Genomic DNA, 22,131 nt, shown 5'->3' with positions numbered 1-22,131 from the left:
ATGAAATTCGCAGAGCGATACGATATCGCGGCGCCGATTTACGACCGGACCGCGTGGGTCCTGTCACTCGGTGGAATCGACAAGCTGCACCCGGCCCTGGTCGCGGGACTGGACCTGTCCGGTAAGACGGTGGCCGATCTCGGATGCGGTACCGGACTTGCCTTCCCGGCTCTGATCGACGCGATCGGCCCGTCGGGCCGGGTGATCGGGTTGGACAATAACGCGGCCATTCTCGCCAAGGCGGAGAAGCGGGTGGCGGCGAACGGGTGGAACAATGTGAAGCTCGTGGTCGACGATATCGCGACGACACCGCTGCTTCGGGACGTCGACGTGGTCTTCAGTTGCATTGCGATGAGCTGCGTTCCGGACCCTTCGCAGAAACTGGAAGAGCTCCTCGCGAACCTGAAGCCGGGTACCGGTGTGCGCATCATCGATGCCCTGCCGCGAACCTCCGGATTCGGGTACCCCGCCATCAACGGGTACAACTTCCTGAAGTCGTTCATCGTCGGATCGCACTACAAGAAGCTCGAGCCGTTCGAGCGGGTATTCCGTGAACAGCTGAGCGACGTGGTCGTCGACAGCGTGCACGGCGGCATGTACACGCGGCTGACCGGCGTAAAGGGCGCATAGCGCGAACCCATGGAAGCGAGTGAGCGCTGCCGTCGATGGTCGGCACGCTCGCTCGATTCCGCTCACGAAGGTGTCCTTGTTTGCGAAATGAATTGACCCTCGATTGCGGCACGAAGAAGTTCGGCGACAATCTCGTGCTGGACAACGTGAGCATCTCGATGGATCGCGGCGAGTTTCTCGCCGTGCTGGGCCCGAGCGGCAGCGGAAAGTCCACGCTGCTGCGGATATTGGCGGGCTTGGAGAATCTGACCGCGGGAACGGTGAGCTGGAGCGCGGACGGCGCTCGCCTGCGCACCGGGGTGGTGTTCCAGCAGTCCCTGCTACTGCCTTGGCTCACGGTGATCGAGAACATCTCGGTGGCACGGCGATTCGCCGCGCACCGGCACGAATTCGACCGTCGCTATCCGGAAACCCTGTTGCGGCGTTTCGGTTTGGACGGCCTCGCGAACCGATATCCGAGCGAGCTGTCGGGCGGCCAGGCACAGCGCGTGGCCGTGCTGCGGGCGGTCGCGACCCGGCCACGGCTGCTCCTGCTCGATGAGCCGTTCAGTGCCCTGGACCCGGCGACTCGAATCGACCTGCGGCAGTGGCTGGCCGAGCTCGTCGCCGAACTCGCGGCCACGGTCGTGCTCATCACGCATGACGTCGACGAAGCGATCGCGCTGTCGGATCGGATCGTGCTGCTCGACCGGGGCAGCATGCGTCGTGAATGGCGGGACGTGCGAACAGGCGATACGCCGGCGCTGCGTGACGACATTCTCCAGCAGTACCACCCGGACGAGGTGGCGGTTCCTTGACGGATATTTCGAGACGGTACCTGCTGGCGGGTGCGACAGGACTCACCGTCGCCGCCGGGCTCTTCGGCTCGGCGGACCTCGTCCACAGCGCGGCCACGGCCGGGCGACGGCGGGAGAGCGCACTTCGCATCGGTTACCTGCCGATCACCGATGCGGCGCCGCTGCTGATCGCCCATTCGGCGAGCCTCTATTCCTCCGGGGTGAGCAGCGGTCGGCCCGTGATGTTCCGAAGCTGGGCCGGGCTGGCGGAGGCGTTCGTCTCTCGTGAGATCGATGTCGCGCATCTGTTGATGCCGATGGCTCTGCAACTCCAGCGCGTCCTGGGTGTGGGAGTGCGAGTGCTGGGCTGGAATCACACCAATGGCTCGGCACTCACTGTCGCCCCGGACATTACGGATCTGGAGCAGCTGGCGGGAACCCAGGTCGCCATCCCGTTCTGGTGGTCGATCCACAACATCGTCCTCCAGCAATTGCTGCGAGCCCACGACATCACTCCGGTGGTGCGGCGCGGTGCGTCGCGATCCCAACGCACCGTCGAGCTCGTTGTCATGAGTCCGTCGGATATGGTTCCCGCCCTGGCGAATCGCTCGATCGCCGGGTATGTCGTGGCGGACCCGTTCAATGCCATCGCGCAGATCAAGAAGATCGGGCGAATCCATACCTTCCTGGGCGACGTGTGGCGTGAACATGCCTGCTGCGTACTGGTCACCAGGGACGACGTGATCGCGGAGCGCCCGTCCGCGGTGCAGGTGGTCACGGATGCGGTGGTTGCCGCCCAAGTGCGAATCACCGCGGACCGCAATGGATCCGCCGGTGCGTTGACGTCCGGAAGTTACCTGCCCCAGCCACTGCCGGCGGTTCGGACGGCGCTGACCTATCCCGCGCCGCCCTATCAACTGCGACACCCCGATTGGTCACCGCAACTGGTGGGATTCCAGCCGTACCCCTATCCCAGCTTCACCCGGAAGCTGGTCGAGGCAATGCACGACACCGTGGTCGACGGCGATCGCGGCTTTCTGGACGACCTGGATCCGAGCACGGCGCACGCGGGGCTGGTCGACGACACCTTCGTGCTGAATTCGATTGCCGCACACGGAGGAACACAGGCCTTGGGGCTGCCCGCCGACCTCGTCAGAGCTGAACAGGTGCAACTGCTGTGACTTCTACCTTCGTTCGATCCACCCCGACTGCCCGTACCGCATCCCGGTCGGCCGTCGCCCAGGCGTGGCCCGCGGCCGCGGCCATCATCCTCACGGTTCTGCTCTGGTGGCTGGCGACTTCCGTACTGGCGCAGCAGCATTCGCTGCTGCGCCAGACCGCCCCGCAGCGGGTGCTACCGGCGATCGTCGATCTGTATCAGCGCGGCGTGCTGGTATCGGATGCGGCGATCAGCCTGTGGCGCTTGGTCATCGGCCTGGCCATCGCAATGGTCATCGGTGTTCCGGCGGGTCTGCTGATCGGCCTGAGCACGCGGATCGAGCGGGCGGCCACGCCCATCGTGCAGTTCTTGCGCATGATCTCGCCGCTGTCGTGGACGCCGATCGCCATCGCGCTGTTCGGAATCGGCAATCAGCCGGTCTATTTCCTGGTCGCGGCCGCGGCCCTGTGGCCCATCCTGCTGAACACCGTCTCCGGGGTGCACGCCATCGACCGCGGCTTTCTGGATGTGGCGCGGTCGTTTCACGCGACGCGGGTGGAACAGCTGCGGGTCGTGATCATTCCGGCCGTGCGTGATCATGTCCGGACCGGTCTGCGCCTGGGTCTGGGTACCGCCTGGATCGTGCTGGTACCCGCGGAGATGCTCGGGGTCCGGTCGGGCCTGGGCTATCAGATCCTCAATGCCCGAGATCAGTTGGCCTACAACCAGGTTGTGGCCATCATCCTCGTCATCGGCGTGCTCGGATCCGCGGTGGATTTCGTGGCGAGCCGCCTTCCCGGGCGGACCTTCAACAATCGCGCGGTCGCGTGAGACCGGCGCGGTCGCAGGAAACCGATAAGTAAAGGGTGAGCTTCATGTCCGAAGAACGGGCGGCGTCCGATCGTCGCTGGTGGGCACTGCTGGTGCTGTCGATCGCGCAATTGCTCGTCGTCCTGGACGCGACGATCGTGACGATCTCGCTGCCCTACGCGCAGGCCGACCTCGGCATCCGCGATGCCGACAAGCAATGGGTGTTCACGGCCTACACGCTCATGTTCGGTGGCCTGTTGCTGCTGGGCGGCCGCCTGGCCGACTACGTCGGCCGGCGGCGGATCTTCCTCATCGGCCTGGTCGGGTTCGCGGTGGCCTCGGCGCTGGCCGGGGCGGCGGTGAGCCCGGGCATGCTGTTCGCCGGCCGGGCGATGCAGGGCATGTTCGCGGCATTGCTGGCCCCCTCGGCGCTGTCGCTGGTGTCGGTGACGTTCACCGCGGCGCAGGAGCGGGCTCGCGCCTTCGCCGTCTTCGGGGGCGTGTCCGGAGCGGGGTTCGCGGTCGGGCTCATCGGCGGCGGAGCATTGACGCAGTACGCGTCCTGGCGCTGGTGCCTGCTGGTGAACATTCCGATCGCGGCCGCCACCGCGGCGGCGGCCCTGCTGGTCGTCGTGCGGGACGTGCCGGTCCGCCGGGTGGGCGGCTACGACCTGCCCGGTGTGGTTCTCGTGACCGCGGGACTGGCGAGCGTCGTGTACGGGTTCAATCGTGCGGCGCAGGCAGGATGGGGCGCGGCCAGCACCGTCGCGCTGCTGGTGATCGGTGTCTGCCTGCTGCTGGCCTTCGTCGCCATCGAGGCGCGGGTCGCCAATCCGCTGCTGCCCCTGCGTATTCCGGGCGAGATCAATCGGGGCGGCTCGTTCCTGGTCGCGCTGCTGGTTCCGGTCGCTATGTACGCGGTCTTCCTGTTCCTCAGCTACTACTTCCAGCAGACGCTGGGGTATTCGCCGTTGAAGGCCGGAATCGCCTTCCTTCCCTTTCCTTTCGGCATCGTCGTTTCCGCCGGTATAGCCAGCAAGTTGTTGCCCCAGGTCGGGCCGCGCGTGCTGATGCTGGCCGGTGCGCAACTCGGGGCGGCTGGCCTGATCTATCTGGCGCAGTTGCGGGTCGGGTACCCCTACTGGGCGGCCGTGCTGCCGGCCGAGATCGTGATAGCGCTCGGCATGGCGCAGATCTTCGTGGCCATGCAGGCCACCGCGCTGTACGCGATCGACGATCGCGACGCCGGTGTGGCCAGCGGCCTGCTGAACGCCGTGCAGCAGATCGGCGCCTCGATCGGAACCGCGCTGCTCACTACGATCGCGGTGCAGGTCTCGACGCGATACGCGCGCAATCACCCGCCCACCCCGGATCTGCCGGCGCGCGCCGCGATTCACAGTTACGACGTCGGGTTCTACTGGGGCGCAGGCCTTTTCGTGCTGGCGGCGATCGTGGTCGCGATCACGATCCGGGTCCGGAAGCTGGACCCGGTGACCGATCCGGACCGGGCGGCGACAATACCGGCCTAGGCGGGGACGGTCCGCGGCTAGCTGGGCGGGCGGAGGGCGGCGAATTCGTCGGTGACGCGGATCCCGGAGTCGGTGAAGCGGTAGACGGCGGCGGGCCGCCCGCCCGCGCGGCCGGGGGAGGAGGTCGCGCCGGTGGGGGTGATCACCTTGCGGCGGGTCAGCACTCGTTGGAGGTTGGTGGTATCCACGTCGTAGCCCAGTGCGGCGCAATAGATTTCGCGCAGGGTCGACATGGTGAAGGTGGCGGGGGCCAGGCCGAAGGCGATATTGGTGTAGGACAGCTTGGCGGCCAAGCGGTTTCGGGCGTGGCGGACGACCGTGCCGTGGTCGAAGGACATGTCCGGCAGGTCCGATACCGGGTGCCACTTGGTGTCGTGGGGAAGCACCGGTTCGGCGGTCAACGGCACCAGACCCAGGTAGGCCGAGGCGATTCGGCGGTCGCCGGGTACCCGGTCGGGATCGCTGAAAACCCACACCTGCTCGAGGTGGGTCAGCTCGCGGACATCGACCTTCTCGGCGAGCTGCCGAGCCGCGGACGTATCGAGATCCTCGTCGTCGCGCAAGCGGCCGCCGGGCAGTGACCAGGTGCCCTTGGCGGGGTCCAGGGCGCGTTCCCACAACAGCACCGCGAGTTCGGTGCGCTGGCCCGGCGGGCAGCGGTCGGAGACGGCAATCCCACCCACGCTAGTGCTCTCACCTGCACGGATGGTGTCAGGGAAGCGACGAACCTGGAACACCGCGGTGAGTGTTTCGTGGATGGTGCTACGATGGGCCACGTTTTCGATTCTAAGTCGAAAACCGGTTGGATGCGAATCGGCGAGGTTGCCGAACGCATGAGAGAAGGAGCCATGCCATGGCTGCAGCAGTGGGCGCGACGATGACGCTGACCGAGCGCATCACGGACGGCCCGTCGGGATACTCCGGTGTGGAGGCCACCCCCGAATGGGCGGCGGAGATCAAGCGGCTGGCGCGTGAGCGCAATGCCACCATCCTGGCGCACAACTACCAGCTGCCCGAGATCCAGGACATCGCCGACCACGTGGGCGACTCCCTGGCCCTGTCCCGGATCGCCGCGGAGGCGCCGGAGGACACCATCGTCTTCTGCGGTGTGCACTTCATGGCCGAGACCGCCAAGATTCTCAGCCCCGAGAAGACCGTGCTCATCCCGGACCAGCGCGCAGGCTGCTCGCTGGCCGACTCCATCACCGCCGAGGAACTGCGCGACTGGAAGGCCGAACACCCGGGCGCGCTGGTGGTCTCGTACGTGAACACCACCGCCGCGGTGAAGGCGCTGACCGACATCTGCTGCACCTCCTCCAATGCCGTCGACGTGGTCGCCTCCATCGACCCGGACCGCGAGGTGTTGTTCCTGCCGGACCAGTTCCTGGGCGCGCACGTCAAGCGCGTCACCGGCCGCGAGAACATGCACATCTGGATGGGTGAGTGCCACGTGCACGCCGGCATCAACGGCGACGAGCTCAACGAGCAGGCCCGCACCCACCCGGACGCCGAGCTGTTCGTGCACCCCGAATGCGGTTGCGCCACTTCGGCTCTCTATCTGGCGGGTGCCGGTGAGTTCCCGGCCGACCGGGTGCACATCCTCTCGACCGGCGGCATGATCGACGCCGCGAAGGCGGCCAAGTCGAACCAGGTCCTGGTCGCCACCGAGGTCGGCATGCTGCACCAGCTGCGGAAAGCCGCCCCCGGCATCGACTTCCAGCCCGTCAACGACCGCGCCTCCTGCCAGTACATGAAGATGATCACCCCCGCCGCCCTGCTCCGCTGCCTGGTGGAGAACCGCGACGAGGTCCACGTCGATGCCGAAACCGCTGCCCTGGCCCGCAATTCGGTGCAGCGCATGATCGAGATCGGCAACCCCGGCGGCGGCGAGTAGCCACGTCGTCCCCCGTCAGGGGAGGGATGAGCAATGGTGAATACATCGATTTCCATCACCTGGGAAGCCGAGGCGGATCTCGTCGTCGTGGGTGGCGGGGTGGCCGGCCTGACCGCCGCGCGGACCGCGTCCCTACGCGGGCTGCGGGTGCTGACGCTCAGCAAGGGCGGGCCCACCGACACCTCCACGCAGTACGCGCAGGGCGGGATCGCGGTCGTTGCACCGCACGGGGATTCGGTGGAATCGCACGTGCAGGACACCGTGGTCGCCGGGGCCGGACTGTGTGACGCCGACGCCGTGCGGTCCATCGTCGAGGGCGGTCAGCACGCGGTGGCCGCGCTGACCGATCTGGGCGCGGTGTTCGATCTCGGGCGCGATGGTCAAGTGTCGCGGACCCGCGAGGGCGGCCACAGCACCCGCCGCATCATTCACGCGGGCGGCGACGCCACCGGCGCCGAGGTGCAGCGGGCGCTGAACACGGCCGGACTGCCGGTGCTGTTCGGGGCCGTCGTGCTCGACATCGTGACCGGACCCGAGGGCGTGCGCGGTGTCATCGTGGTGTCGGGCCAGGGCTTCGGCATCGTGCACGCGCCCGCCGTACTGCTCGCCACCGGCGGGCTGGGCCAGCTGTACGCGTGCAGCACCAATCCCGCCGGGGCCACCGCCGACGGCATCGCACTGGCGCTGCGGGCCCGGGCGCTGGTGGCGGACCTGGAATTCCTGCAGTTCCACCCCACCGTGCTGTTCACGCCCGGCGGCCTGGGCCGCCGCCCGCTGATCAGCGAGGCGGTGCGCGGCGAGGGCGCGATTCTCGTGGATTCCGAAGGCAATTCGGTGACCGCGGGCGTACACCCGCGCGGCGATCTGGCCCCGCGCGACGTGGTCTCCCGCGCCATCGCGGCCCGCATGCACGAGCTCGGCACCGACCACGTGTACCTCGACGGCCGCTCGATCGAGGGCTTCCCGCAACGCTTCCCGACCATCACCGCCTCCTGCCTGGCCGCGGGCATCGACCCCACCGCGGATCTGATCCCGGTCGCGCCGGCCGCGCACTACCAGTGCGGCGGCATTCTCACCGACACCGTCGGCCGCACCACGGTGCCCGGCCTGTACGCCGCCGGTGAGGTGGCCCGCACCGGTCTGCACGGCGCGAATCGCCTGGCCTCCAACAGCCTGCTCGAGGGCCTGGTGGTCGGCGAGCGCGCGGGCGTGGCGGCCGCCGAACGCCGGGGCGCGGCCCGCCCGATCGCCGAGGTCGGCCCGCTGCGTTTCCCCCGTGCGGATCGAAAGTTGCTGCAGGAGCTGATGACCGAGCACGCCTCGGTCGTCCGCGACGGCGACGGCCTGCGCGCCGCCGTCCTGCGCATGGTCGGCCTGGTCGCCGACAATGCCGTGCCCGACATCACCGTCGAGTGGGCGCTGAACGGGAACGGCGCAGCTGTCGGCCGGGCCGACGATGCCGTGGACGCGTCGAGCGATGGCGCAGTCGCGCACTCCGATTCGGCGGCGGCGATCATTCGCGAGCTGGAGGACTCCGCGCTCACGCTGACCGCGCGGGCGCTGCTGGTCGCGGCGGCGGCGCGCACCGAGAGCCGCGGCTGCCATACGCGGTCGGATTACCCGGAGCCGCGGGAGGAATTGCGGCGCAGCATCGTGGTACGGCTCGGGTCCGACGGGCGGCCGAAGCTCGTTGCCGACGGCATCGAGCCGGGGCAGGCGTGGGGCCGGGCCGCCGTGCCCGTCGCCTCGTGACGGGCGCGGCCGTCATGCCGGGGCTCGCCGTCTCGCACGGCCTCGCGGTCAGGAACGACATTGCGGTCCGGAACGACATCGCCCGGGGCGCAGGACAAGTCATCGAAGAAGGAGTGCAGCAATGACCCTCGACGCCGGACTGGACCGTGACGCGGTGGTCGCGCTCATCCGCACCGCCCTCGAGGAGGATCTGCGGTACGGGCCCGATATCACCACGCTGGCCACGGTGCCCGCGGACGCGGTCGCCAAGGCGGACATGGCTTCTCGCCAGCCGGGCACGGTGGCCGGGCTGGATGTCGGCCTGCTCGTGCTCGACGAGGTGCTCGGCGCGGGCAATTACGAGGTCACCGGCCGCGTCGCGGACGGCACCCGGGTGCAGCCCGGTGACGTCGTGCTCAGCCTGGCCGCACCCACGCGCGGGCTGCTCACCGCCGAGCGCACACTGCTGAACCTGGTGTGCCACTTGTCCGGAATCGCCACCGCCACCTCCCAGTGGGTGGACGCGGTGGCGGGCACCGATTGCCGCATCCGAGACAGCCGTAAGACCCTGCCCGGCCTGCGGGCCCTGCAGAAGTACGCGGTGCGGGTCGGCGGCGGCGTCAATCACCGCATGGGGCTGGGCGATGCCGCGCTCATCAAGGACAACCACGTGGTGGCCGCGGGCTCGGTGGTTGCCGCGCTGCGCGCTGTGCGGGAACTGAACCCGGACATCGAGTGCGAGGTCGAGGTGGACAGCCTCGACCAGCTCGACGCCGTCCTCGCCGAGGACGTGGAACTGGTGCTGCTGGACAACTTCCCGCTGTGGGCCACCCAGGCGGCCGTGCAGCGCCGCAACACCCGATCACCGCGCACCAAACTCGAGTCCTCGGGCGGACTCTCGCTGGACATGGCGGCCGACTACGCCCGCACCGGAGTCGACTACCTGGCCGTCGGCGCGCTCACCCACTCGGTCCGGGTACTGGACCTCGGACTCGATATGTGAGACAGCCCTTCCCGTCGATTCACCCCCGGTGTGCCACTCCGCCGGGGGTGAATCGTCTGGTCAGCGCCGGTACACGGGCGGATCGACGAGCCAGCCGATGCCGCCGCAGCCGGTGCACAGGATCGCCGACCCGCTGTCGGAACAGCCTGCGGCCCCGGTGCCTTCGCACCAGCCGCAGTACCGCCAGCCCCGATTGGGGTGGACGGTGTCGAGCAGAATATTGAGGAACCCTTGGATCGCCATGCAGAGTGAATCCCCTCGCTAGGCAGCAAACGCTCCAAGAATGCGGGACGGCTCCGGGCAATGTCCAGCAAAAGCCAGAGGGCTTTACAGACCGAATTCGTGCGGGTCCAGACGCAAAACCTGACAAGCCTCGCGAATCACCGTGAGCGCGTGTGCGCCGAGTTCGCCGTCGGTTTGCCCGACGACCAGCCCGATTCGCACCACCGCGGCCGCCTGTTCTGGATAGTCGGTGGCCTTGGAAATCTGCGCCATCACATACGCGTGCCCGAAGGCGGGATCCATGATGAGCCGGGCGCAATTGTCCTCGAACAGATTTCGCAGGTCCTCGGGGGAACGCAGGCGCAGGACCTCGTGTGCGCCGACCATTTGCGCGACCCGCATGCGCGCCGCGGGATCGATGCGCCCGTCGGTCGCCGACAGCACCGCGCACATACCCAGCGCCGCATCCCGGAAGGCGTCGCCCCACAGGTCGTTTCGCGGCGGCGCGGGTGCGGGCCACCCCTCGGCAGAGCTACCGTGCGGCGCGCCGGCCGAATCGATGTGCGGTGCAGCCGGGGAGACCAGCCGATTCGTCAACGCCATGACACACTCCGAAAACTCGCCGAACCCCTGGACCTCCCCGTGTCCCGGCCCGGATCGTGCGAATAACAATGCCGACAGTAACAGCCTGCCGCGCGGTAGGCCCGCAGAAATTCTCCGAATACTGCGTGGGCAGCAACCTCACAGTAGTGCCCGGGCCGGGCCGCAACCGTCGAATACCGTGCCATGCAACGAGATCGACATTCGATCGCAAACTCGCAACCGATCTGCGGCACGGATCGTGGACCGGCGCGGCGGTATTCGACGGAGTGCCGGCGCGCGGCTCAGGTGGTGAGCTCGCGTTCGAGCGGCGTTCGGAATCGGGGAATCGGGCGGACATCGCCGTACCACGCCCCCATACGTTCGGCTTCCGCGGCGATGGCGCGCTCGGCGTCGGAGCCCGCGTCCTCGAGCAGCCGCCAGACGATCTCGCCGTCCGGGCGCTGCGCCCAGCCGCCGATGATGCGGCCGTCCCACCAGACCGTCGGGCCGACATTGCCATTGCGGTCGAAGAGCGCGGGCTGGTGCGGGCCGAGGTACCAGTCCCGGGACTGCCAGCCCATCGGCGTGGGGTCGAGGGCGGGCAGCAGCGCGGCCCAGGGTTCCGGGGCGGGAGTCGATTCCAGATCATCGGCGAGAACCAGGCCGGTCTCGCCACCCAGGTCGACCTCGGCGGTATCCACCGGCGCGAGCGCCTTGCGGACCTCGCCCAGCGTCCACCCGGTCCACCACTTGAGATCGCTCACCGGTGCGGGACCGAAGGCGCGCAACCACTTCCGGACCAGCTCCGCCCGCGCCTCGTCCACCGGCAGCGCCGGAATCCCCTCCGGCAGCCAGGATTCGATGGGCGCCCACGTGTACTGACTGCTGGCCCAGCTCCCATTGGGCCGCCCGCGCACGATCCGGCCCTCGCAGCCCAGCGTCACCAGCACCCAGGTGGTGATATTGGTCGGCTTGGAATACGGCTTGCCCGGCGCGGTGTCGACCTGGGTCCGCAGGCGCGGCACCTCCTTGCTCAACTGCGCCCCGGTCGCGCTGCCCCGCACCAGCAGCGCCGCATGCGTCTCCGCCTCGACCTCGTTCAGCCACGCGCTGACATTCCCCGTCACCGCCCCGGACTGTTCGATGTACCGCCCGTAGGTCTTGCGCTGCTTGTGCGCCAAGGCATCCGCCACCGACGCCTGCAGCACCGGCACCAGGTCGACCGGCGCGACGAACATGGTGCGCCGCATGGCCAGCATGCGCAACAGCGTCCGATCGTCGTAGAGCGCCTGCTCCACGTGCCTGGGTTCGATCCCCACTCCGCGCGCCGCGACGGACAGATACACGGTGGCCGGATCGGTGGCGTGCAGCACCACCATCGACCGCACGATCTGCTCGACCGCGTCGCCGCGCACCCCGGCGGCCAGCCGGTGCCGCACCCCCAGCCGAGCCCGCCGCTCCGCGGCATCCATCGAACGCATGGTCGAATCCTAGCCTCTGTCACCCGAATCCGCGGGCACCCCGCCGCCCGGGAAATCGCCCGGCGTGGGTACCCGGCCGGTCCTCGCGGACATGCGACGATGCCGGGCGTGGGTGTCCGGTGGCGAGGGATGCGGGTGGTCGGTGCGGTCGCGGGCATGCTCGCGGCGACGGTGGTTGCGGCCCCGCTGGTTTCGAGCGCACCACCCGGCGACGTGTCGATGCGGCCGGTGACCCTGACCGTGGACGGTGAGACCGCCACCGGCCGGGTCTACGAACCCGACGGCGGCGGCCGCGGACTCATCGTGGCGGTGCACGGCCACGCCGGCAGTGCGAGCGACTTCCCCGACTACCTGGCCTCGATCGTCCGGCAGACCGGCGCGGCCCTGGTCACCATGGATCAGCGCTCCGACACCGGCACCTGGCGGACCGGGGAGTGGAACGTCTGGGCGGGCTGGCGCGACACCGTCGCGGCCACCCGGTGGTACCGCGGCGAGCACCCCGGCATCGGTCCCACGGTGCTGTGGGGCTGGAGTCAGGGCGGTGTGACCAGCGGGCTGGCCGCCGCCCTTGCCCCGCCCGGCACCTACGACTACTGGGTCGACACCTTCGGCCACGCCGACGACGTCACCGCCTGGCTCGAATCCGGCCTGGCCGGACCACAATTGCGGGCCGAGATCGAACGCGACGCGGGCGGCTGCACCCCGGTCCTCTGCCTGCAGTCCTACCTCGACCGGTCGCCGGCGCTCATGACCAGCCGCATCGACGTCAAGCGTGCGGTCCTGCTGCACGGCACCGCCGACCCGCTGGTGCCCTACACCCAGTCGCTCGAAATGCGCGCGTCACTGACCCTCTCCGGCCACCCGGTCTCCATGTACACCGTGGTCAGCGGCCGTGATCTGGAGGGCCGCGTGGTGCCCGGCGACCACGGCATCAATCCGGTGTTCTTCGAATCCGGTTGTGTGGTCCAGCGATTGCTGCTCGGCAGTGAGCCGCTGGGCGGCGACCACGACTACCTCATCGATGTCGCGGCCGGCGTGAACACCGCCCCGCCCGCGCCTCCGAACGCCAAATGCGCGGCCTGAGCGCGGCCGTTCGGTGCTGACCACGATCCACCCGATCCCGGCCCCGGACAGTAGGCTCGCAGTCGATATCGGCGCGGTGAGACGGGATGAGGCGCAATGAAAGTCGTGGTGGCTGGGGCGACGGGAGCGATCGGGCGGCCACTGGTCACGGCGCTGCGGCAGTCCGGGCATCAGGTGTACGCGCTCACCCGCGGCGGTCGCGGCGCCGAGGTCGCGCGCTCGCTCGGGGCCACCCCGCTGGTCGCCAATGTCATGGACCGCTCGGACCTGATGCGCGCCACCGAACGACTGACCGCCGACGCGGTCATCCACCAGCTCACCTCCTACCGGTACTCGCCGCCGACCCACTATCACGCCCCGGGTCTGTTGCGCACCAACGCGTTACGCGAGATCGGCAGCAAGCATCTGGTGGAGCTGGCCCAGCGCACCGGGGCGCGGCGCTATCTCACCCAGTCGCTGATCGTCGGATACGGCCTGCGCGACCACGGCTCGCGGCTGGTGACCGAGCAGGACCCGTTCGGCCGCATCCAGGGCGACGTCACCGACGGCATCATCGGCGCGCTGCACGAGGCCGAATCGAGCGCCTGGCGCGCACCCGGCATCGACGGAATCGCCCTGCGCTACGGCCTGTTCTACGGTCCCGGCGCGTCGGAGAGCTTCGTGCGGGCACTGCGGCTGCGCATGTTCCCGCTGCCGAGCACGGGGACCGGATACGTCGGCTTCGTCCACCTCGCCGACGCTGCCGCCGCGACCGTCGCGGCCCTCGAACGCGGCGTCCCCGGCCAGGCGTACAACATCGTGGACGACGAGCCGATCACCTGGGACACCATGTTCGACGCCATGGCCGAGACCGTCGGCGCGCGGCCGCCGCGCCGGCTCCCGGCCCGCCTGGTGCGCATGGCCTCACCGCTGGCGGCCGCCCAGATGCTGGACTTCTCCATCCGCGTCTCGAACGCCAAGGCGCGCGCCGACCTGGGCTGGAAGCCGATGTACCCCACCTACCGCGAGGGCCTGCCCACCCTGGCCGACTCCGTGCGCTGACCCGGCACCCGCTGCCGCCGGAACACTTTCCCGCCGAATACCGTTGATCTCGGCGAATCTGGCGCAACAGGAAGGCAGCGATGACCACACCGGCGGACCCCTCGTACACCTGGCAGGGCGCGGACCTCGACCTGGACGCCTACCTGGCCCGGATCGGATTCACCGGCGAGCGCACGCCCACCCTGGCCACCCTGCGCGAAATGGTGCGCGCCCACACCACCACCATTCCGTTCGAGAACCTGGAGATCATTCTCGGCCGCGGCATTCCACTGGATCCGGAAGCGCTGCAGGACAAGCTGATCCGGCGGCGGCGTGGCGGGTACTGCTACGAGAACGTCGGCCTGTTCGCCGCCGCGCTGGAGCGGCTCGGCTTCGAGTTCACCGCCATGTCGGGCCGCGTCACGCGCGGCGCGACCAACCTGCGCCCGGCCACCCACGCGCTGCTGCGGGTCAAGGCCGTGGACGACGATCGCCGCTGGCTGTGCGATGTCGGCTTCGGGTGGGGGCCGGTCGAACCGGTCGAGCTGGCCCCCGATCGTGGTGAATTCAGCGCGGGCGCATGGCGTTTCCGGCTGGAGCGGTCCATCGACGCGGCCGGCGGCGAGCTGTGGACGCTGTACCAGTTCGGCCGGGACGGCTGGGTGGACCGCTATACCTTCGTCACCACCCCGCAGTACCGCGTCGATTTCGCGGTCGGGAACCACTACGTGTCCACCTCGGCGCGTTCGCCGTTCACCACGCGGCCGTTCGTGCAGCGCTTCCACGCCGAGGTGCATCACCAACTGGACGGCACCACCTGGACCACCAGTTACCCGGACGGCTCGGAGGAGGTGCGCGAACTCGAGGTCGCCGAGTTGCCGAAGGTGCTCGCGGAGGTCTTCGACGTCGAGCTCGACCAGGCGGACGCGGCGCAATTGACGCGCGCCGAGTGGCCCGCGGCGGTCTCCGCCCCGGCTTCGGGGGTGAAAGGTAGCTGAACGCCGTCGGTGTGTGGGAGCAAACACGCACCAAACCAATTGGTCTATGTCCCGTCATAGATGGGCTGCGACCAGCAGGTTCGCCTAACCGGTTACGCGGCGGTCACTCGATTGCGGCGTAGATCTCACCGAGATCTCGCTCATATCTCACGCTGACGTCGGAGATCCGCGCGTCGCCCGCTACACTCGTGCGGGGAAACGCGCGGGCAACCGCATTGTCACAGTCATCTCGAAGAACTTCGGAGTAGTGCCATCGAAACCGGCCAAGTGATCGCAGGGCATTACCGCCTGGTCGAACGGATTGGTAGCGGCGGCACAGGTGTCGTCTGGCGAGCCGTGGATCAGCGGCTCGAACGTTCCGTGGCGGTCAAACAGATCCTCACCCAGCCGAGCCTGTCGGATGCGGACAAGGACATCGTTCGGCAGCGCGCCGCACGCGAGGCTCGCAACGCGGCCCGGTTCCAGCACCCGAACGCCATCGTCGTATTCGACATCACCGAGCACGAGGGTGACCCGTGCCTGGTCATGGAGTATCTGCCGTCGCAGAGTCTGGCGGTGGTGCTGTCCGCGCAGGGCACGCTGCCGCTGCCGCAGGTCGCCCGCATCGGCGAACAGGTGGCATCCGCGCTCATCGCCGCGCATCGCGCCGGGATCGTCCATCGCGACGTCAAGCCCGGCAACATCCTGCTCGGCGACAACGGCGCCGTGAAGATCACCGACTTCGGCATCGCCAAGTCCAAGGGTGATGTCACGCTGACCGCCACCGGACTCATCTCCGGCACCGCCGCCTACCTCGCCCCCGAGGTGGCGCGCGGAGCGGAACCGACGCCGGCCGCGGACGTATTCGCCTTGGGCGCCACGCTCTTCCACGCACTGGAAGGCGAACCGCCCTACGGCACCAACCCGAATCCGCTGGCGCTGCTCTACGCGGCCGCCAATGGCCAGATCAGCGAACCGCGCAATGCCGGACCGCTCAGCGATCTGCTGCTCAGCCTGCTCAGCTTCGAGCCGGAGGACCGGCCGAGCATGCTCGACGTGCGCGACATCATGGCCGAATTCGCCGAGGTCGGCCCGGATGCCGAGGCCACCCGGGTGCTGGCCGCCCGGCGCTCGGGCCCGGCCACCCCGTCGGCCGGCGCCGCCCAGCGCTCCGCGCCGCGGCAGACCACCCGGCAGATGGAGCGCCGCCAGTCGGCCGACATCCCGACCGGCGCCATGAGCCAGGCGCAGCTGCTGGAGACCCCGCCGCCGCGCCCGCCCATGAACGCCGGCCCGCCGACCCGCAATCATCCGGCGCCCGAACCGGATTCGGATTCCGGCTCCAAGAAGAAGCTGGTGCTGATCCTGATGGCCGCGGTGGTCGTGGTGGCTGGCGGCATCGCGTACGGCCTGTTCGGCAACTCCGGTTCGAACAGCGCCACCGGCGCGGGCACGAACAGCAGCTCGGTGAAGGCGTCGGTCACGGCCAGCGCCACCAAGGGCGTGCCCTCGGGCCTCGGCCAGACCAAGAGCGCCGGGACGGTCAGCTTCGACGCCGGTGTCGACGCGGTGCAGTCGTTCTGGGACGACGTGACCTACACCCGGTACTCGGATGCCTGGAAGCTGCTGACCCCCGCCGCTCAGCAGGTCTACGGCAGTCAGCAGGCATTCCAGACGTATTGGACCGGGAACCCGGTCCAGAAGTACTCGAGCATCCGGGGCGCCAATGGCGGCGGCACGGTCAACCCCGATGGTTCGGTCGACATCGTGCTGGACTCGCTGCAGACCAAGAACGGCCCGACCAAGTCTGTGAACATGCGGGTGATCGACGCCGGCGGCGGCAGCCTGCAGATCGACAGCGACACCAAGTAATTCCGGCAGCACACTGCGCCGCACCGGTTTTCCGGTGCGGCGCAGTGCGTTACGATGGTGGGTTTGCTCAGCCGAGCTTCGCCGGATCGGCGGCGAGGGAGGCCAGCAGCCGTAGTCCGTCGGCGCTGGGGGAGCCGGGTTCGACGTGGTGGGCGACCAGCGCCTGATCGGGATCGTCGGGGAGACGGAGGGTTTCGAAGCCGAGCTCCAGACGGCCCACGATCGGGTGGCGGTAGATATGGCGCCCGTGGGTCTTGTCCTTGAGCTCGTGCCGCTTCCACAGCTCCGCGAATTCCGGGCTCCGGGCGTTCATTTCGTCGATGAGGGCGGTGATGCGCGGGTCGCCGGGATTGCGGGCGGCATCCAGGCGCAGGTAGGCCACGGTGTCGGCGGCCTTGTCGTCCCAGTCCCCGTAGAGATCCTTGGCGCCCTCGTCCAGGAAGACCAGGTGCAGGAAGTCGCGCTGCGCGGGCGGGAGCGCGCCGAAATCCGTGATCAGGGCCGCCGCCAGGCGATTCCACGCCAGGACGCTGACACCGCGGCCGACGATGTAGGCCGGGACGTCGTGGGCGGCGTCGAGCAGCCGGCGCAGACCCGGGCGCACCTCCTGCACGGCGGGCGGCTCCTCACCCGACCATGGGCGGGCCAGGCGGTAGAGATGGTCGCGCTCAACCTGATTCAGCCGCAGTGCCCGTGCCACCGCATCCAGCACCGACTCCGAGAACTGCAGGCTGCGGCCCTGTTCCAGGCGCACATAGTGATCCACGCTGACCCCGGCCAGCAGCGCCAGCTCCTCGCGGCGCAGGCCCGGAACACGGCGGCGCGCACCGTGATCCATCAGGCCCACCTCCGCGGGGCTGAGCCGGGCGCGGCGGGAGCGCAGGAATTCACCGAGTTCGGCGCGACGGTCCAAGGTCATGCCTTCGGTAACCACGAGCGCGCCGAATTCCATCCGGCGCCGCATCCTGGTCATGCGGTGCCCAGGCAGACGCAGCACTGTTTGCCCCGCTCGCATCCGGCGAAAGTAGTGCTCAGCGCCGCAACGGACGGCGAAAGCCACACGAGGAGCACACAATGACCTCCCTTCCCACCCGTCAGCTCGGCACCACCGACATGCACATCAGCCGGATCGGATTCGGCGCGTGGGCCGTCGGCGGTTCGGGCTGGCGCTACACCTGGGGCGCACAGGACGACGCCGATTCCATCGCCACCATCCGCCGGGCCGTCGAGGCCGGCGTCAACTGGATCGACACCGCCGCCGTCTACGGACTCGGCCACTCCGAGGAGGTGGTCGGCAAGGCGATCAGCGGACTGCCCGAGGCCGATCGGCCGTTCGTCTTCACCAAGGCCGGACTGGTCTGGGACGAGAACGACCGCGCCGCCGCGCCGAAGCGGATCATGGCCGCCGCCAGCGTGCGCCGCGAGGTCGAGGACTCGCTGCGCCGGCTGAACGTCGAGCGCATCGACCTGTACCAGGTGCACTGGCCCGATACCGGTGCCTCCCTGGACTTCTCGGACCCCGACGGCGTCGACCCCGCGGCCGCGACCCCGCTCGCCGAGTACTGGCAGACCATGGCCGACCTCGTGCGGGCGGGCAAGGTGCGCGCCATCGGCCTGTCCAATCACGATGTGCCGCAACTGGAGATCGCCGAGTCCATCGCCCACGTGGACGCCATCCAGCCGCAGTTCTCGCTGATCAAGCGCGGTGCGGCCGACGAATTGGCCTGGGCCGCAGCGCATCACACCGGTGGCATCATCTACCAGCCGCAGCACTCCGGCCTGCTCACCGGCGCCTTCTCGGCCGAACGCGTCGCGAACCTGCCGGATGACGACTGGCGCAAGGGCTTCCCGGAGTTCACCACCGAACTCGACCGCAACCTCGCGCTGGTGGACGCACTGCGTCCGATCGCGGCGGCCCACGACACCACCGTCTCCGCCGTGGCCATCGCCTGGACCCTGACCTGGCCCGGCGTCACCGGCGCCATCGCCGGCGCCCGCCGGCCCGAACAGGTCGACGGCTGGATCGGCGGCGCCGAACTGGAATTGACCCCCGCCGACCTGGACGCCATCGCGACCGCGCTGCGCACCACCGGCGCCGGTGAGGGCCCGATCCAGCGCTGAGCGTCACCAAGATCCGAATACCGAGCACCGACTCCCGAAGGAGCACACCACCATGACCCTGCACGTCGTCGCCGAACTGCGCGCTGCCGCCGGCCAGGAGGACCGCCTCCGCACCGCCCTGGAAGCCATGATCGAACCCTCCCTGGCCGAACCCGGCTGCCTGTCCTATCAGCCCTTCACCAACCCGAACGACCCGGCCCACATGGTCGTGGTGGAGGAATGGCAGGACGCCGACGCCCTGGAGAAGCACTTCACCGCCGAGCACTTCCAGCACGTGGCCGGAGTCCTGGAGGGCATCGTGGCCGAGCCCATGATCATCCGCCGCCTCGTCGCCGAATAGCGGTCGAGCCTTCGATCCTCGCGCCCCCGCCGGTGTCGCCGGTGGGGGCGCGGTCGCGCGTGGGGCCCGGATCAGGGTGCGCCCGAGCCGGATACGGTGCGGTTCGGGGGCGGGGCATGTCGCGTCCGGCACATGGGGTGCCGGGGATGGGGAACGCAGGTAGGGTCGGGCGCATGGGTACGCGGATTCGATCGACGGCGCTGCTGTTGTGCGCGCTCGTGGTCTCCGCGTGGGCGGTGCTGTATCTGGCCGCCGCCACCCCCGATTCGCTGCTCGTCCTCGGTGCGGCCGCGCTGGTCGCGGTGACCGCGGCGGTGCTGTCGGCGCGCGGTCCGCTGCTCGCGGCCACCGCGCACATCGGTCCGGCGGAATCGGCCGGACGGCGGCGCCGCGGCGCGTTCCTGCGGCAGAGCAATCCCGACGCCCCGGGCCGCCCGCGCCCGCGCGCACCCGGAGTCCTCGCGGCCTGACCGCGCCCGCACGACCTGTCCCGGTCGTGCGCGCTGTCGGGTTCTCCGCCGTCCGAATTCCTTTCGCCCGCACCCGTGTGCGGGCGCTGCGCAGCGAGGTACTCCGTGCTCGATTTCATCTACTACCCCGTGTCCGCCGTCCTGTGGCTGTGGCACACCGCCTTCGCGTCGCTGCTCGGCGCGACCAGTGGCCTGGCCTGGGTGCTGGCCATCGTCTTCCTTGTCATGACCCTGCGGGCCCTGCTGATCCGGCCGTTCGTCGCGCAGTTGAAGTTCTCGCGCGCGCTGGCCGAGATGCAGCCGAAGCTGCAGGAGATCAAGCGCAAGCACGCGGGCGACCGGGAGAAGCAGGCGCTGGCCATGCAGGAGCTACAGCGCGAGTCCGGCGTCAACGTGCTGACCGGTTTCCTGCCGATCATCGGCCAGACGGTGGTCTTCATCGGCCTCTACCACGTGCTGCGGTCCTTCCAGCCGGGTCACACTCAGAACTACGTGTTCAATGCCACGCAGGTGCAGTCCTTCCTGGACGCCAAACTGTTCGGCGCACCGCTGGAGGCCACCCTGTCCACCGCCGGCTCGTCCTTCGGAACCGTTGCCGCCGTGGCGATTCCGCTCATGATCGTCGCGGCGATCGCGACCCATTTCACCGCCCGCGCCGCCGTCGCCCGGCAGCCGCAACCCGCCGAAGGCGCGGCGGGCTCGCAGGTCCGGATCATGAACACGCTCTCGCAGTGGGTCTTCCCCGCCGGAGCACTGCTGGTCGGACCGGTGATGCCCATCGCCATCCTGCTCTACTTCGTCACCCAGAACGCGTGGACGTTCGCTCAGCAACATCTGGTGGCCGCTCGCTTCGGTCCCGAGGCCGCCCGCACCACGGTCTGAGCGGGGCCGCGGTCCGCGCCTCATAACCGCCGGTCCGGCGGGTGTTCCCGGGTTGCGGGCCGGGAACACCCGCGCGAGCTCGGCCGCGACGTAAAGCGCTGGCGGTGACCCGATAGTCTGGTAGCTGGTCGCAAGCGGTTTCGGCCGCGTCGCGAACCCCTCGACATCAGCACAGACAAGGACTGCACAGCGCTATGACTAGCCGCATCGAGCTCGCCCGCGTGGATCTGCGCGGACGTACTCCCACTGCTGCCGAACTGCGCGCGGCTCTGCCGCGTGGGGGCGTCGACGTGGACTCGGTGCTGCATCATGTGCGACCGGTCGTGGAGGCCATCCGGGATCGGGGCGTCGAGGCCGCGCTGGAATTCAGCGAGCAGTTCGACGGCGTGCGGCCCGCCGCGGTGCGCGTACCCGCCGCCGAACTGGACAAGGCCCTGGCCGAGCTGGACCCGGCCGTCCGCGCGGCCCTCGACGTCGCTATCGAGCGCACCCGCAAGGTGCACGACGATCAGCGCCGCACCGACAAGACCACCCAGGTGGTGCCCGGCGGCACCGTGACCGAGCGGTGGGTGCCGGTGGAGCGGGTCGGCCTGTACGTGCCGGGCGGCAATGCCGTCTACCCGTCCTCGGTGGTCATGAACGTGGTTCCCGCGCAGGCCGCGGGCGTGGACTCGCTGGTGGTCGCCTCGCCGCCGCAGGCCCAGTTCGGCGGTCTGCCGCACCCGACCATCCTGGCCGCCGCCAAGCTGCTGGGCGTCGAGGAGGTGTGGGCGGTCGGCGGTGCGCAGGCCGTGGCGCTGCTGTCCTACGGCGGCACCGACACCGACGGCGCACAGCTGGAACCGGTCGACCTGATCACCGGCCCGGGCAATATCTATGTGACCGCCGCCAAGCGGCTGTGCCGCGGCCTGGTCGGCATCGACGCCGAGGCCGGGCCCACCGAGATCGCCATCCTCGCCGACGCCACCGCCGATCCGGTGCACGTGGCCGCCGACCTCATCTCGCAGGCCGAGCACGACGTACTGGCCGCCAGCGTGCTGGTCACCGACAGCGTCGAGCTCGCCGATGCCGTGGACGCCGCGCTGACCGCGCAGATGACCGTGGTCAAGCACCACGACCGCGTCGCGGAGGCACTGTCGGGCAAGCAGTCCGGCACCGTGCTGGTCGACGACATCGCCCAGGGCCTGCGCGTGGTCAACGCCTACGCCGCCGAGCACCTCGAGATTCAGACCGCCGACGCGTCCGCGGTCGCGGCCCGGGTCCGTTCCGCCGGAGCGGTTTTCGTCGGCGCGTGGTCGCCGGTCTCCCTCGGCGACTACTGCGCCGGCTCCAACCACGTGCTGCCCACCGCCGGATGCGCCCGGCACTCTTCGGGTTTGAGCGTGCAGACCTTCCTGCGCGGCATCCACGTCGTCGAGTACTCCGAGGCGGCGCTGAAGGATGTCTCCGGGCACGTGGTCGCACTGGCCAATGCCGAGGACCTGCCCGCGCACGGCCAGGCCGTGCAGGCGCGATTCGGAGAGCTGCGGTGAGCGCACAGGCCGGCCCG

22 protein-coding genes are annotated in these 22,131 nt (G+C 69.4%); 17 read left to right on the top strand and 5 right to left on the bottom strand.

Annotated elements, in window-relative coordinates; translation table 11 throughout:
- The 5 genes from ACFXHE_RS38800 to ACFXHE_RS38780 all read left to right on the top strand — a co-directional run bounded on the left by ACFXHE_RS38800 (position 1) and on the right by ACFXHE_RS38780 (position 4,904).
- Positions 1-630, top strand: coding sequence for a class I SAM-dependent methyltransferase (locus ACFXHE_RS38800; RefSeq protein ID WP_379389868.1), 630 nt, complete (start codon positions 1-3; stop codon positions 628-630).
- Positions 631-764: 134 nt separating this feature from the next.
- Entirely contained in the window at positions 765-1,427 is a 663-nt protein-coding gene (locus ACFXHE_RS38795) for an ABC transporter ATP-binding protein (protein WP_379389896.1), read from the top strand.
- Positions 1,424-2,587 carry an ABC transporter substrate-binding protein gene (locus ACFXHE_RS38790; RefSeq protein WP_379389866.1) on the top strand — a complete coding sequence of 388 codons (1,164 nt, stop codon included), beginning with the start codon at positions 1,424-1,426 and terminating at the stop codon, positions 2,585-2,587. The genes ACFXHE_RS38795 and ACFXHE_RS38790 overlap by 4 nt, the downstream gene beginning before the upstream one ends.
- Before the next feature lie 83 nt (positions 2,588-2,670).
- Positions 2,671-3,396 (top strand): ABC transporter permease, encoded by a 726-nt coding sequence (locus ACFXHE_RS38785; RefSeq protein WP_379389894.1) that lies wholly within the window; start codon positions 2,671-2,673, stop codon positions 3,394-3,396.
- Between the two features lie 44 nt (positions 3,397-3,440).
- The gene (locus ACFXHE_RS38780) at positions 3,441-4,904 is read left to right on the top strand and encodes an MFS transporter (RefSeq protein ID WP_379389864.1); all 1,464 of its coding nucleotides are present in this window, start codon (positions 3,441-3,443) and stop codon (positions 4,902-4,904) included.
- 17 nt (positions 4,905-4,921) lie between these two features.
- Here the strand turns inward: ACFXHE_RS38780 and ACFXHE_RS38775 are convergent, their stop codons facing one another.
- Positions 4,922-5,680: an NUDIX domain-containing protein gene (locus tag ACFXHE_RS38775; protein ID WP_364626399.1), complete on the bottom strand. Its 759-nt coding sequence runs from the start codon at positions 5,678-5,680 to the stop codon at positions 4,922-4,924.
- Between the two features lie 77 nt (positions 5,681-5,757).
- Between ACFXHE_RS38775 and nadA the strand changes: the two genes are divergently transcribed.
- The 3 genes from nadA (at position 5,758) to nadC (ending at position 9,532) form a co-directional block, all read left to right on the top strand.
- Positions 5,758-6,798: a quinolinate synthase NadA gene (gene nadA / locus ACFXHE_RS38770; RefSeq protein WP_354845966.1), complete on the top strand. Its 1,041-nt coding sequence runs from the start codon at positions 5,758-5,760 to the stop codon at positions 6,796-6,798.
- 33 nt (positions 6,799-6,831) lie between these two features.
- Positions 6,832-8,550, top strand: a complete 1,719-nt coding sequence (locus tag ACFXHE_RS38765) for an L-aspartate oxidase (protein ID WP_379389862.1) — start codon at positions 6,832-6,834, stop codon at positions 8,548-8,550.
- A gap of 121 nt (positions 8,551-8,671) precedes the next feature.
- Positions 8,672-9,532 carry a carboxylating nicotinate-nucleotide diphosphorylase gene (gene nadC, locus ACFXHE_RS38760; protein ID WP_379389860.1) on the top strand — a complete coding sequence of 287 codons (861 nt, stop codon included), beginning with the start codon at positions 8,672-8,674 and terminating at the stop codon, positions 9,530-9,532.
- 60 nt (positions 9,533-9,592) lie between these two features.
- On the opposite strand, the gene ACFXHE_RS38755 is transcribed toward nadC, so the two are convergent.
- The 3 genes from ACFXHE_RS38755 to ACFXHE_RS38745 all read right to left on the bottom strand — a co-directional run bounded on the left by ACFXHE_RS38755 (position 9,593) and on the right by ACFXHE_RS38745 (position 11,817).
- Positions 9,593-9,775, bottom strand: coding sequence for a hypothetical protein (locus tag ACFXHE_RS38755; RefSeq protein ID WP_379389858.1), 183 nt, complete (start codon positions 9,773-9,775; stop codon positions 9,593-9,595).
- Positions 9,776-9,859: 84 nt separating this feature from the next.
- Positions 9,860-10,357 (bottom strand): tellurite resistance TerB family protein, encoded by a 498-nt coding sequence (locus ACFXHE_RS38750; RefSeq protein ID WP_379389856.1) that lies wholly within the window; start codon positions 10,355-10,357, stop codon positions 9,860-9,862.
- A 281-nt stretch (positions 10,358-10,638) separates the two neighbouring features.
- Positions 10,639-11,817, bottom strand: a complete 1,179-nt coding sequence (locus tag ACFXHE_RS38745; protein WP_379389854.1) for a winged helix DNA-binding domain-containing protein — start codon at positions 11,815-11,817, stop codon at positions 10,639-10,641.
- Between the two features lie 129 nt (positions 11,818-11,946).
- Between ACFXHE_RS38745 and ACFXHE_RS38740 the strand changes: the two genes are divergently transcribed.
- From ACFXHE_RS38740 to ACFXHE_RS38725, 4 genes are all read left to right on the top strand, one after another.
- Entirely contained in the window at positions 11,947-12,900 is a 954-nt protein-coding gene (locus ACFXHE_RS38740) for an alpha/beta hydrolase family protein (protein WP_379389852.1), read from the top strand.
- A gap of 96 nt (positions 12,901-12,996) precedes the next feature.
- Positions 12,997-13,941 carry an NAD-dependent epimerase/dehydratase family protein gene (locus tag ACFXHE_RS38735; protein WP_379389850.1) on the top strand — a complete coding sequence of 315 codons (945 nt, stop codon included), beginning with the start codon at positions 12,997-12,999 and terminating at the stop codon, positions 13,939-13,941.
- An 80-nt stretch (positions 13,942-14,021) separates the two neighbouring features.
- Positions 14,022-14,918, top strand: coding sequence for an arylamine N-acetyltransferase (locus tag ACFXHE_RS38730; protein WP_379389848.1), 897 nt, complete (start codon positions 14,022-14,024; stop codon positions 14,916-14,918).
- A gap of 267 nt (positions 14,919-15,185) precedes the next feature.
- The gene (locus ACFXHE_RS38725) at positions 15,186-16,769 is read left to right on the top strand and encodes a protein kinase (protein WP_379389846.1); all 1,584 of its coding nucleotides are present in this window, start codon (positions 15,186-15,188) and stop codon (positions 16,767-16,769) included.
- Positions 16,770-16,836: 67 nt separating this feature from the next.
- Here the strand turns inward: ACFXHE_RS38725 and ACFXHE_RS38720 are convergent, their stop codons facing one another.
- On the bottom strand, positions 16,837-17,784 hold the full coding sequence (locus ACFXHE_RS38720; RefSeq protein WP_379389844.1) for a helix-turn-helix transcriptional regulator: 948 nt from the start codon (positions 17,782-17,784) through the stop codon (positions 16,837-16,839).
- Positions 17,785-17,843: 59 nt separating this feature from the next.
- Between ACFXHE_RS38720 and ACFXHE_RS38715 the strand changes: the two genes are divergently transcribed.
- From ACFXHE_RS38715 to hisD, 5 genes are all read left to right on the top strand, one after another.
- Positions 17,844-18,890 carry an aldo/keto reductase gene (locus ACFXHE_RS38715; RefSeq protein ID WP_379389842.1) on the top strand — a complete coding sequence of 349 codons (1,047 nt, stop codon included), beginning with the start codon at positions 17,844-17,846 and terminating at the stop codon, positions 18,888-18,890.
- Positions 18,891-18,942: 52 nt separating this feature from the next.
- Positions 18,943-19,230, top strand: coding sequence for a putative quinol monooxygenase (locus tag ACFXHE_RS38710; protein ID WP_379389840.1), 288 nt, complete (start codon positions 18,943-18,945; stop codon positions 19,228-19,230).
- 173 nt (positions 19,231-19,403) lie between these two features.
- Positions 19,404-19,700, top strand: a complete 297-nt coding sequence (locus ACFXHE_RS38705) for a DUF6412 domain-containing protein (RefSeq protein WP_379389838.1) — start codon at positions 19,404-19,406, stop codon at positions 19,698-19,700.
- 105 nt (positions 19,701-19,805) lie between these two features.
- Positions 19,806-20,582 (top strand): membrane protein insertase YidC, encoded by a 777-nt coding sequence (yidC, locus tag ACFXHE_RS38700; protein ID WP_379389836.1) that lies wholly within the window; start codon positions 19,806-19,808, stop codon positions 20,580-20,582.
- Between the two features lie 194 nt (positions 20,583-20,776).
- Complete coding sequence (gene hisD, locus ACFXHE_RS38695) at positions 20,777-22,114, top strand: histidinol dehydrogenase (protein ID WP_379389834.1); 1,338 nt, start codon at positions 20,777-20,779, stop codon at positions 22,112-22,114.
- Positions 22,115-22,131 lie beyond the last annotated feature (17 nt).

The organism is Nocardia sp. NPDC059229 (assembly GCF_042754165.1).
Lineage (GTDB): Bacteria > Actinomycetota > Actinomycetes > Mycobacteriales > Mycobacteriaceae > Nocardia.
Note: the sequence above shows the minus strand (reverse complement) of the source record. Positions and strands in the feature narration are given on the sequence as shown.